Annotated in this window: 11 protein-coding genes; all 11 read left to right on the forward strand. The window is 39.9% G+C overall.

Going from position 1 to position 11,665, the window contains the following annotated elements:
* The first annotated feature begins 19 nt into the window (after nt 1–19).
* The 11 genes from N596_RS08450 to N596_RS08495 all read left to right on the forward strand — a co-directional run bounded on the left by N596_RS08450 (nt 20) and on the right by N596_RS08495 (nt 11,536).
* Nucleotides 20–763: a DeoR/GlpR family DNA-binding transcription regulator gene (locus tag N596_RS08450; protein WP_023027616.1), complete on the forward strand. Its 744-nt coding sequence runs from the start codon at nt 20–22 to the stop codon at nt 761–763.
* Nucleotides 764–777: 14 nt separating this feature from the next.
* Nucleotides 778–1,749 (forward strand): sugar-binding transcriptional regulator, encoded by a 972-nt coding sequence (locus N596_RS08455; RefSeq protein ID WP_023027617.1) that lies wholly within the window; start codon nt 778–780, stop codon nt 1,747–1,749.
* A 167-nt stretch (nt 1,750–1,916) separates the two neighbouring features.
* Nucleotides 1,917–2,240, forward strand: coding sequence for a PTS lactose/cellobiose transporter subunit IIA (locus N596_RS08460; RefSeq protein ID WP_006595062.1), 324 nt, complete (start codon nt 1,917–1,919; stop codon nt 2,238–2,240).
* Between the two features lie 10 nt (nt 2,241–2,250).
* On the forward strand, nt 2,251–2,562 hold the full coding sequence (locus N596_RS08465; protein WP_006595061.1) for a PTS sugar transporter subunit IIB: 312 nt from the start codon (nt 2,251–2,253) through the stop codon (nt 2,560–2,562).
* Between the two features lie 11 nt (nt 2,563–2,573).
* Nucleotides 2,574–3,875: a PTS sugar transporter subunit IIC gene (locus N596_RS08470; RefSeq protein WP_006595060.1), complete on the forward strand. Its 1,302-nt coding sequence runs from the start codon at nt 2,574–2,576 to the stop codon at nt 3,873–3,875.
* Between the two features lie 141 nt (nt 3,876–4,016).
* Nucleotides 4,017–6,455, forward strand: coding sequence for a glycyl radical protein (locus tag N596_RS08475; RefSeq protein WP_023027619.1), 2,439 nt, complete (start codon nt 4,017–4,019; stop codon nt 6,453–6,455).
* Nucleotides 6,456–6,470: 15 nt separating this feature from the next.
* Nucleotides 6,471–7,139 (forward strand): fructose-6-phosphate aldolase, encoded by a 669-nt coding sequence (locus N596_RS08480; protein WP_023027620.1) that lies wholly within the window; start codon nt 6,471–6,473, stop codon nt 7,137–7,139.
* Between the two features lie 14 nt (nt 7,140–7,153).
* Nucleotides 7,154–8,245, forward strand: a complete 1,092-nt coding sequence (locus N596_RS08485; protein WP_042361352.1) for a glycerol dehydrogenase — start codon at nt 7,154–7,156, stop codon at nt 8,243–8,245.
* Between the two features lie 211 nt (nt 8,246–8,456).
* The gene (locus N596_RS09805; protein WP_006595056.1) at nt 8,457–8,597 is read left to right on the forward strand and encodes a bacteriocin; all 141 of its coding nucleotides are present in this window, start codon (nt 8,457–8,459) and stop codon (nt 8,595–8,597) included.
* A 94-nt stretch (nt 8,598–8,691) separates the two neighbouring features.
* Nucleotides 8,692–9,366: a CPBP family intramembrane glutamic endopeptidase gene (locus N596_RS08490; protein ID WP_006595055.1), complete on the forward strand. Its 675-nt coding sequence runs from the start codon at nt 8,692–8,694 to the stop codon at nt 9,364–9,366.
* Between the two features lie 187 nt (nt 9,367–9,553).
* Entirely contained in the window at nt 9,554–11,536 is a 1,983-nt protein-coding gene (locus tag N596_RS08495) for a peptide ABC transporter substrate-binding protein (RefSeq protein ID WP_023027622.1), read from the forward strand.
* The last annotated feature ends 129 nt before the right edge of the window (nt 11,537–11,665 follow it).

Genomic DNA, 11,665 nt, shown 5'->3' on the forward strand with positions numbered 1-11,665 from the left:
TAGAGAAGAGGTAAAAACAATGCAACGTTTAGATGAAATATTGAAATTAGTATCGGAGTTTGAAAAGATTGATGTTAATAGCTTGTCGGAGAAATTACAAGTCTCTAAAGTGACCATTCGAAAGGATTTGGACAAGCTAGAATCCAAAGGATTATTGCATAGAGAACACGGCTATGCTGTTTTAAATAGTGGAGATGATATCAATGTTCGATTGTCTTTTCAATATGATACCAAGAAAAGAATAGCCAGGGAAGCTGCCAAACTAATTAAGGATAACGACACGGTTTTGATTGAATCGGGCTCTACTTGTGCCTTGCTAGCGGAAGAAATTTGTCAAACAAAAAAGAATATCAAGATTGTGACAAATTCTTATTTTATTGCAGATTATATTCAGGAATATGATTCCTGTAAAATCATCCTACTTGGTGGTGAATTTCAAAAAGAATCTAGAGTGACCGTAGGTCCTCTTCTGAAAGAGTTGATTCGCTCGTTTAGAGTTCCCTTTGCTTTTGTAGGGGTTGACGGATATGATGATGAACTTGGCTTTACTGGGAAAGATATGATGCGGAGTGAAGTTGTTCAAGCTATGTCTGATGTTTCTAAAGAAGTGGTTGTCTTAACAGATTCAAGTAAATTTGGAAAGTGTGGGACCGTTAGACGATTTGCACTTTCGCAAGTTTCTAGAGTGATAACAGATAAGAATATATCTCAAGAAGCAAAGGAAAAACTTGAGGATTCGCAAACGATTTTAAACTTAGTATAAGAAGGAGAAGTCAATTGAAAGATGAACGGAAAAAGTTACTTGCTAAATTAGCCTATCTATACTATGTTGAAGACAAAAGTCAATCGCAAATCGCAGCAGAAACTGGAATCTACCGTACAACTGTCAGCAGAATGTTAGCGGAGGCTAAAAAAGAGGGAGTTGTAAAAATTGAAATTGAAAATTTTGATACTCGCCTCTTCCATTTAGAAAATTATATCAAACAAAAATATGGCTTGAAAGCTATCGAGATTATACCAAATCTAGTTGATGAGCCACGAGAAAGCCTTGAAAAGCGGCTAGCGCAAGCTAGTGCTGTCATGCTTCGAAATTTGATTGAAGATGGAATGACAGTTGGTTTTTCATGGGGCAAGTCTCTCAGATTAATGGTGGAACAAGTTGGAACTAAGCGTTTGGATGGTGTTCAATTTTATCCCCTAGCTGGAGGTCCCAGTCATATCCATGCTCGCTACCATGTCAATACTCTAATCTACAGTATGGCGAGTAAATTTCATGGAGAATGTCATTTTATAAACGCGAGTGTCATTCAAGAAAATTCTGAGGTAACGGAAGGCATCTTATCTTCTAAGTATTTCGAGGACTTGAAAGCTAGTTGGCGTTGTTTGGATGTTGCTGCTGTAGGGATTGGTGGCCATGCAGATAGCAAGAATCCTCAGTGGTTTGATATGCTAACAACAAATGATTTTAAGAAATTGGAGTCGGAACATGCTGTAGGAGAAGTCTGCTGTCGTTTCTTTGATCAAGAAGGTATCCCCGTTTATCCTGAATTACAGGAAAGAACAATATCTATCACATTGGAGGAATTGAGAAAGGTTCCGAATATCATCTCGTTAGCCTACGGTGATCAAAAAGCAAAAGCAATTTTATCGGTTTTGAAAGCCAACTATATCAATCATTTAGTCACAGATGAAGCGACGATCTTAAAAGTTTTAGAATTAGATGGTGATCAGCAATTTACTAAAAAATAGGACAGCGAGGATGCAGTCCTTATTTTTTTGAGTTAAATAGCACAAATGTGCAAAAACTAAAAACAATAATCAAATGTTGTAGTTTTTTATTGACCGGCAAAAATATAAATGGTATATTGACAATAGAAAAAGCGCTTTCATTAGATTGACAAAGGAGTGTAGTGCACATGGAAATAATTGTTGCAGACCAAATTATTATGGGCTTAATTTTAAATGCGGGTGATGCTAAACAGCATGTTTACCAAGCTTTATCATATGCTAAGGAAGGTGATTTTACATCTTCTGAAGGCGAAATTGCAAAAGCAGATGCAGCATTGCTAGAAGCGCATAACTTGCAAACCCAATTTTTAGCCCAGGAAGCAAGTGGGACAAAGACAGAGATTACAGCTTTGTTTGTGCACTCACAAGATCACTTAATGACTTCAATCACAGAGATTAACTTGATTAAAGAAATGATTGACTTACGAAAAGAACTTTCAGCGAAACAATAAGGAGGAAAAGATGATGAAAATTGGATTGTTTTGTGCGGCAGGATTTTCAACAGGAATGTTGGTAAATAATATGAAGGTAGCGGCTCAGGAATTAGGTATTGATGCTGAAATTGAGGCATATTCTCAAGCGAAATTAGCAGATTTTGCCCCAGAAATAGATGTCGCTTTGTTAGGGCCTCAAGTAGCTTATACTTTGGATAAATCAAAAGCGATTTGTGAGGCAAACCATATCCCTATTGCTGTCATTCCTATGGCGGATTATGGGATGTTAGATGGTAAGAAGGTACTAAATCTAGCTCTAGAATTGCTAGGAGAAAAATAAGGAGGCTTCCCATGTCTAATTTTAATTCTCAGAAAATTATCGCTCCAATCATGCGTTTTGTAAACATGAAAGGAATTATTGCTCTTAAAGATGGGATGTTAGCGATCCTTCCATTAACGGTAGTTGGTAGTTTGTTTCTGATTATTGGACAATTACCATTTGAAGGCCTTAATCAGGCTATTGCTAGTGTATTTGGCGATACATGGACAGAGCCATTTATGCAAGTTTATTCAGGAACATTCGCCATCATGGGCTTAATTTCTTGCTTCTCCATTGGGTATTCTTATGCTAAAAACAGTGGAGTAGAACCCTTGCCAGCGGGAGTTTTGTCCCTGTCTTCATTCTTTATCTTGTTAAAATCTTCTTATGTACCAGCTAAGGGAGAACCGATTGGCGATGCCATTTCAAAAGTATGGTTTGGTGGTCAAGGGATTATCGGGGCCATTATTATTGGTCTGGTAGTTGGTGCAATTTATACTGTGTTTATCCAAAGACACATTGTTATAAAAATGCCAGAACAAGTACCTCAAGCCATTGCCAAACAATTTGAAGCGATGATTCCTGCTTTCGTGATTTTCTTACTATCAATGATTGTCTATATCGTATCAAAAGTAGTGACAAACGGCGGTACCTTCATTGAAATGATTTATGATGTCATTCAGGTTCCTCTTCAAGGTCTAACAGGATCACTTTACGGAGCGATTGGGATTGCTTTCTTTATTTCATTCTTGTGGTGGTTTGGTGTTCATGGCCAATCAGTTGTCAACGGTGTAGTAACAGCCTTGCTACTTTCTAACCTAGATGCCAATAAATCAATGTTGGCAGCTGGGAAGCTATCCGTTGAAAATGGTGCCCACATTGTAACTCAACAATTCTTAGATAGCTTCCTTATTTTGTCTGGATCAGGTATAACCTTTGGGTTGGTTGTTGCCATGCTATTTGCTGCTAAGTCAAAACAGTATAAAGCTTTGGGGAAAGTTGCAGCATTTCCTGCAATCTTTAATGTCAATGAACCCGTCGTATTTGGATTTCCGATCGTAATGAACCCAGTTATGTTCCTTCCATTTATTTTGGTTCCAATTTTGGCTGCAATAATTGTTTATGCATCAATTGCTATTGGATTTATGCATCCATTCTCAGGTGTGACTCTTCCTTGGAGTACACCAGCCATTATTTCTGGATTTATGGTTGGAGGTTGGCAAGGTGCTTTCGTTCAAGTGCTAGTTCTTGCGACCTCGACTGTCGTATATTTCCCATTCTTCAAATTCCAAGATAATCTTGCCTATAACAATGAATTACAAGCTGAAAAATAGTGCGTTTATCATGTATGCACAGATGTGCGACTAGAATAGAATTTATATGTATAATTCATAATTCATTGAAATTCGTAAAATTTAATGCTACTATAGTTACGAAAGAAAACAAAATAATTTCAAAAGAAAGGTTTTGAAAAAATGAAACAAGTAGAAGTAGCAAGTACAAGCATTAAAACAGAATATTTTGGAAGCCTCACTGAACGCATGAATAAGTATCGTGAAGATGTCTTAAATAAGAAGCCTTACATCGATGCTGAACGTGCTGTTCTTGCAACTAAGGCATATGATCGTTATAAGGAACAACCAAATGTTCTTAAACGTGCCTATATGTTGAAAGAGATTCTTGAAAATATGACAATCTACATTGAGGATGAATCCATGATTGCTGGAAACCAAGCATCCTCTAATAAAGATGCTCCGATTTTCCCAGAATATACTTTAGAGTTCGTTCTGAAGGAATTGGATCTTTTTGAAAAGCGGGATGGTGATGTCTTCTATATTACGGAAGAAACGAAAGAACAGCTCCGTAGTATCGCACCGTTCTGGGAAAATAATAACTTACGTGCAAGAGCTGGCGCTCTTCTACCTGAAGAAGTATCTGTCTATATGGAAACAGGATTCTTCGGTATGGAAGGGAAGATGAATTCAGGAGATGCCCACTTAGCAGTCAATTATCAAAAATTATTGCAATATGGCTTGAAAGGTTTTGAAGAAAGAGCTCGCCAAGCTAAAGCAGCCCTAGATCTAACGGATCCAGCTAGCATTGATAAGTACCATTTTTACGATTCTATCTTTATCGTAGTTGATGCTGTTAAGACCTATGCTCAACGATTTGTGGAACTTGCTAAACAACTTGCTGAAACAGCAACTCCTGAACGTAAGAAGGAATTGCTTGAAATTGCAGAGATTTGCTCAAAAGTTCCATACGAGCCTGCAAGTACATTTGCAGAGGCTGTTCAGTCTGTTTGGTTTATCCAATGTATTCTTCAGATTGAATCAAATGGACACTCACTTTCATATGGCCGTTTTGACCAATATATGTATCCATACGTTAAAGCTGATTTGGAAAGTGGACGGGAAACTGAAGAGAGTATTGTTGAACGCTTGACTAACCTTTGGATTAAGACTATTACAATTAACAAAGTACGTAGTCAAGCACATACCTTCTCATCTGCAGGTAGTCCGCTTTATCAAAACGTTACGATTGGTGGTCAAACACGTGATAAGAAAGATGCCGTCAATCCATTGTCTTATTTGGTGTTGAAGTCAGTTGCTCAAACTCACCTTCCTCAACCAAACTTAACTGTTCGTTATCATGCTGGTCTGGATGCCCGCTTCATGAACGAATGTATTGAAGTTATGAAGCTCGGATTTGGTATGCCTGCTTTCAATAATGATGAGATTATTATTCCATCCTTTATTTCAAAAGGTGTTCTTGAAGAAGATGCTTATGATTACAGTGCAATTGGTTGTGTAGAAACAGCTGTTCCAGGTAAATGGGGATATCGCTGTACAGGTATGAGTTATATGAACTTCCCTAAAGTTTTGCTCATTACGATGAATGACGGAATCGATCCTGCTTCTGGCAAGCGCTTTGCACCAAGCTTTGGTCATTTTAAAGACATGAAGAGCTTCGATGAATTGCAAACTGCTTGGGACAAGACTTTGCGCCACTTAACCCGCATGAGTGTGATCGTAGAAAACTCTATCGACCTATCTCTTGAAAGAGAAGTGCCAGATATCCTCTGTTCAGCTTTGACAGATGACTGTATTGGACGTGGAAAACACCTAAAAGAAGGTGGAGCTGTCTACGATTATATTTCTGGTTTACAAGTGGGTATTGCAAACTTATCCGATTCACTTGCAGCAATCAAGAAACTGGTATTCGAAGAAGGACGCTTAACGCCACAAGAGCTATGGCATGCTCTGGAAACCGATTACGAGGGCGAACGTGGAAAAGAAATCCAAGAGATGCTTATCCATGATGCACCGAAGTATGGAAACGATGATGACTATGCGGACAGCTTAGTTCGAGAAGCATACGATATTTATGTGGATGAAATTGCTAAATATCCAAATACTCGATATGGACGTGGGCCAATCGGAGGAATTCGTTACTCAGGTACATCTTCTATTTCAGCCAATGTAGGACAAGGTCGTGGAACATTAGCCACTCCGGACGGTCGTAATGCCGGGACTCCACTTGCAGAAGGATGTTCTCCATCCCACAATATGGACCAACATGGCCCAACATCTGTTCTAAAATCTGTTTCTAAATTACCAACAGATGAAATTGTTGGTGGTGTTCTACTGAACCAAAAAGTAAACCCACAAACTTTAGCTAAAGAAGAAGATAAATTAAAACTTATTGCTTTACTCCGTACGTTCTTTAATCGTCTACATGGATACCATATTCAATACAATGTGGTTTCTAGAGAAACATTATTAGACGCTCAAAAACATCCGGAAAAACACCGTGACTTAATTGTACGTGTTGCAGGCTACTCAGCTTTCTTCAATGTACTATCAAGAGCTACACAAGATGATATTATTGGACGGACAGAGCATACTCTATAGTAAAGAGGTATGTATATGGAATTTATGCTTGATACTTTAAATTTAGATGAGATAAAAAAATGGGCGCGAGTGTTACCCCTTGCTGGGGTAACTTCGAACCCAACAATTGCCAAAAAAGAAGGGGACATTGATTTTTTTGATCGTATCCATAAGGTGCGGGAAATCATCGGAGGTTCTCCTTCCATCCATGTTCAAGTTGTCGCAAAAGATTATGAAGGAATTTTAAAAGATGCGGCTAAAATTCGCGAACAATGCGATGAAAATACCTATATTAAAGTCCCAGTTACACCTGAAGGACTTGCTGCAATTAAAGTGTTAAAAGCAGAGGGTTACAAAATTACTGCAACAGCAATCTATACTGTTTTTCAAGGACTGTTAGCGATTGAAGCAGGAGCCGACTATTTAGCACCTTATTACAATCGTATGGAAAACTTAAACATTGATTCAGCTCAGGTTATTTCTCAGTTAGCGAGTGCCATAGAGCGTAATCATTCATCAAGCAAAATTCTAGCAGCTTCCTTTAAAAATGTGGCTCAAGTTAATAGAGCATTTAAAGAAGGAACACAAGCAATTACGGCAGGGGCAGATGTCTTTGAAGCAGCTTTTGGAATGCCTTCTATTGCAAAAGCAGTAGATGACTTCGAGGCAGATTGGTCAGCCGTTCATCAAAAGACTACAATTTGATAAAGGAGGAGTGTATGAGAAATTTTGCAAGTCCATCTCGTTACATACAAGGTGAGAATGCTTTATTTGAAAATGCAAAACCTATTTTAGAGCTGGGGAGTCATCCCGTTTTACTCTGTGATTCAGTGGTCTATGATATTGTAGGAGAACGTTTTGAAAAGTATCTCCTCCGGTATGGCTTTACAGTCTTGCCAGTGTTCTTCAATGGTGAAGCTTCTGATAATGAAATCAATCGTGTGGTCAGTCTGGCAGAAGAAAATGGCTGTGATTTGGTTATTGGACTTGGTGGAGGAAAGACCATCGACAGTGCAAAAGCTATTGCAGATCTTTTACAATCACCAGTTGTCATTGCTCCGACCATTGCCTCGACAGATGCTCCAGTCTCAGCCTTGTCAGTTATCTACACGGATGAAGGAGCCTTTGCTCGCTATATCTTCTATTCTAAAAATCCAGAATTGGTCTTGGTGGATAGTAAAGTGATCTCTCAAGCACCAAAACGTTTGCTGGCTTCTGGTATCGCAGATGGGTTAGCGACTTGGGTCGAAGCGCGTGCGGTAATGCAAGCCAACGGAAAAACCATGCTAGGCAAACACCAAACTCTAGCGGGTGTCGCGATTGCGCAACGTTGTGAAGAAATCTTATTTGCTGATGGTCTCCAAGCCATGGCGGCATGTGAAGCCAAAGTTGTAACGCCTGCTCTTGAAAACATCATTGAAGCCAATACCCTTCTCAGTGGGATTGGGTTTGAAAGTGGTGGCTTGGCAGCGGCTCACGCCATCCATAATGGTTTTACTGCCCTCACTGGGGACATCCACCAATTGACACACGGTGAAAAAGTAGCCTATGGCACCTTGGTTCAATTGTTCTTGGAAAACCGTCCAAAAGAAGAATTGAACAAATATATTCGTTTTTATCAACAAATTGGTATGCCAACGACTCTGAAAGAAATGCATCTTGAAAATGCAAGCTACGAAGATCTTCTTAAGGTTGGCCAACAAGCAACCATTGAAGGAGAAACCATCCATCAAATGCCATTCAAGGTACAAGCATCTGATATTGCTCAAGCGATTGTAGCAGTAGATGCTTATGTCAAGTCCTTAGGTTAATCAAAGAAATACAGAAACCATCGCCTGTTGGCGATGGTTTTTTTGATGGTTGTTCGTTTTCGTTTAATTTGGAGATGTATACTTCTGAATTAAGAGATTCTCCACCCACATAGCTGAAAAATGCAACCATATAGAAAAAAGAAAAGGCAAAGGCTCCAATCTTTGATAGACTCAGGAGGTAGCGTTACAAATACAAATTGGAGGAAATGAAATGACAGAATGTAGTCAAAAAGAATTGGCACAGATTGTAGGAGGAGGAGGTTCTCGCCCAAATGTGGTTCAAGGTCAGTCAGATAAGATTGAGATTGGACGTCCTGGATTTGTGAAGCGACCACCGCTCGCTCGTATTTAAGACATGATAGAGTTCTAGGATGAAGTGTTCTGAGAGTTAGATCTTAAGGCAGATTGGAACTCGGTAGAAAGGATTAAATGAAAGGGTAAATGCAATGAGTAAGACAGACAGATTGTTTCAACTAGCGACAATTGGAATTCTCTGCATCAATTTTGCGCTTTTTAACGTGGGACTCCCAACGGATTTAGTGGGCCACCTATCGGATGATTCTTATTATGGCTTGCTCCTCTTGTTGATAGGATTGATTGGGGGGGTAGCCGTTACACTCTTGGTAAAGAGTCGTCGCTGGGACTTGTACGGGAAATTCACCTTTAAAGCTTCCTATTTGGCGGTGTTTGTGCTTGTTTTTCTTGCTCACTTTTTATGGGATATGTTTTCTGCAGCGGTATTTCCGCCCACTAAGAATTCCATAGCCCTTGCAGAAATATCTAGTGATTTGTCAGGCTGGGCCTTGGTGTTGATACGCTATGTCTATGCCTGCTTGCTGGCTCCCATTGTGGAAGAGCTAGTTTTTCGTGATTTGGTCATGACGGCTTTGGCACCTTATCAGAAGTATAAGCTGGATATGCTTGTTTCGGCCTCCTTGTTCAGCCTCTCGCATGTCTGGCAGCATGGCTGGGATTTGCCAAGCTTTATCGTCTACTTGGTACCGGGCCTGCTATTTTGTGCGGTCTTGCGTTATACCAAATCGATTTACTGGGCTATCCTTCAGCATGCCTCTTGGAATAGCTTCCTTACCCTCTTATCCCTCCTGGTCAGTGGGATTTAAGTAAGGGGAAGGAGTGGCAGGGGCCTTTATCCATCATCAAAGAAGCAGTCAAAACTGCTTTTTTGCATGCAGTCAAAACAACTATTTTTTCTAACTTTTGAAATATTATACAGTTAAGCGTTTACATTTTTCCGTAAAGTGCTATAATTTAATATGAAGAATAACATTTTATACAGAGGTGATCCATATGAAAAAAGGGAAGCTACTCTTAGCCACCGGCGCTCTGCTTTTGTCTGTAAGCGCACTGGTAGCCTGCTCACAAGGAGGGAAATCTTCAAGTTCGGACAACCAGGTCTTTAGTTATGTATATACGCAAGATCCGGATACTTTGGATTATTCACTTTCTAATAAACGGTCGACTTCAGAATTTACAGGTAATGCTGTGGATGGTTTGTTAGAAGTTGACAAATATGGCAACTTAATCCCATCTCTTGCTAAGGATTGGACTGTTTCAAAAGATGGTCTGACCTATACCTATAAACTTCGTAAAGGGGTTAAATGGGTGACCGCTGAAGGGGAAGAATTCGGAGAAGTTAAGGCCCAAGACTTTGTAACGGGGCTTCAGCACGCAGCGGACAAGAAATCTTCGGCCCTCTATCTCGTCCAACAATCTATCAAAGGGTTGGATGATTATGTCTCAGGGAAAACCAAAGACTTCTCAACAGTTGGTATCAAAGCTGTCGATGACTATACTGTTCAATACACCTTGAACCAACCAGAAAGTTTCTGGAATTCAAAAACCACCATGGGCATTTTGATGCCAGTCAATAAAGAATTCTTAGATTCTAAGGGAGATGACTACGGTCAAGGTACGAACCCTTCTAGTATTCTTTATTGTGGTCCTTATTTGATCAAAGCTATCACCTCTAAATCTGTTGTGACGCTTGAAAAGAACCCAACCTATTGGGATGCGGATAATGTAAAAATTTCTAAGGTTAAGCTGACCTATTATGATGGACAAGATTCAGAATCTTTGATCCGTGGATTTGATAACGGAGACTATACCTTTGCCCGTGTCTTCCCAAATGGCTCTAACTATAAGAGTGTAGAGAAGAAACACAAAGATGACATTGTCTTCAGTGACCAAGGATCCTCTACTTATAACTTGTCTTTCAACATTGACCGTCAAGCTTATGAGATTACGACGAAGACGACAGATGCTCAAAAGAGCTCAACCAAGAAAGCAATTTTGAATAAAGACTTCCGTCAAGCCATTATGTTTGCCTTCAACCGCAAGGCCTATGTAGCGCAAGCCAATGGGGAAGCATCTGCAGACAAGGTCATCCGCAACACCTTCACTCCTCCAAACTTTGTTCAAATTGATGGCAAAGATTTCGGTGAGTCTGTAGAGAAAAACTTAGAAGAATATGGTGATGAATGGAAAGGTGTTTCTGTCGAAGATGGAAAAGATACCCTTTACAATCCAACCAAGGCCAAGGAAGAGTTTGCCAAGGCTAAAGAAGCCCTTCAAGGCCAAGGGGTAGAGTTCCCGATTCATTTGGACCTCCCTGTTTCATCAACCTATACAGAAGGAGTCAAGCAAGCTCAATCCTTTAAACAGTCGATTGAATCTACCCTAGGAGCAGAAAATGTCGTCATCGACTTGAACATGGTATCTGAGGACGATCTTAATCGAGTGACCTACTTTGCTGAAAATGCTTCCCAACAAGACTGGGATTTGAACAACAACTTAGGTTGGGGACCAGACTATACTGATCCATCTTCTTACCTAGATATCACAAGCTCTAAGAATGGTGAAAATGCCAATTCCTACTTTGGATTTGATGCGGGAACGAATAACGCAGCTGCTAAAGAAGCTGGTTTTGATGAATACGATCAACTGATCGAAGACGCGCACAATGAAACAAAAGACGTCAACGACCGCTATAAAAAATATGCTAAAGCTCAGGCTTGGTTGACTGATAGTGCCCTCTTGATTCCAATTCATTCAGATGGAGCTTCTCCAGGTGTTCGTAAGACAGTTCCATACACAGCTGCCTTTGCTTGGACAGGACACAAGGGTCAAACCTTCAACTACAAGTACTTGGAATTGCAAGACAAAGTCTTGAAAACCAAGGAGTACGATGAAGCGCGTGAACAATGGAAGAAAGAAAAAGAAGAATCCAATAAGAAAGCTCAAAAAGAACTAGAAAGTCACGTAGAGGACTAGGAGCTTTAAGAGCGATTGTATACTGAACAGGGAAGAGAGTGGGACAGAAATCGCTCATTCGATAGAATTCGATTTCGTCGTCCCACCTCCGCACAGTTGAGTAGGGCTGTAAAAGTTGATTAAATCAGC

The organism is Streptococcus ilei (genome assembly GCF_000479335.1).
In the GTDB taxonomy this organism is placed as follows: Bacteria; Bacillota; Bacilli; order Lactobacillales; family Streptococcaceae; genus Streptococcus; species Streptococcus ilei.

Bases quoted from the DNA above. Each gene is read 5' to 3' on its own strand.
- N596_RS08465 (WP_006595061.1), top strand. From the start codon at position 2,251: ATGATGAAAATTGGATTGTTTTGTGCGGCAGGATTTTCAACAGGAATG.
- N596_RS09805 (WP_006595056.1), top strand. From the start codon at position 8,457: ATGACAGAATGTAGTCAAAAAGAATTGGCACAGATTGTAGGAGGAGGA.
- N596_RS08490 (WP_006595055.1), top strand. From the start codon at position 8,692: ATGAGTAAGACAGACAGATTGTTTCAACTAGCGACAATTGGAATTCTC.
- N596_RS08460 (WP_006595062.1), top strand. From the start codon at position 1,917: ATGGAAATAATTGTTGCAGACCAAATTATTATGGGCTTAATTTTAAAT.
- N596_RS08480 (WP_023027620.1), top strand. From the start codon at position 6,471: ATGGAATTTATGCTTGATACTTTAAATTTAGATGAGATAAAAAAATGG.
- N596_RS08470 (WP_006595060.1), top strand. From the start codon at position 2,574: ATGTCTAATTTTAATTCTCAGAAAATTATCGCTCCAATCATGCGTTTT.
- N596_RS08475 (WP_023027619.1), top strand. From the start codon at position 4,017: ATGAAACAAGTAGAAGTAGCAAGTACAAGCATTAAAACAGAATATTTT.
- N596_RS08450 (WP_023027616.1), top strand. From the start codon at position 20: ATGCAACGTTTAGATGAAATATTGAAATTAGTATCGGAGTTTGAAAAG.
- N596_RS08495 (WP_023027622.1), top strand. From the start codon at position 9,554: ATGAAAAAAGGGAAGCTACTCTTAGCCACCGGCGCTCTGCTTTTGTCT.
- N596_RS08485 (WP_042361352.1), top strand. From the start codon at position 7,154: ATGAGAAATTTTGCAAGTCCATCTCGTTACATACAAGGTGAGAATGCT.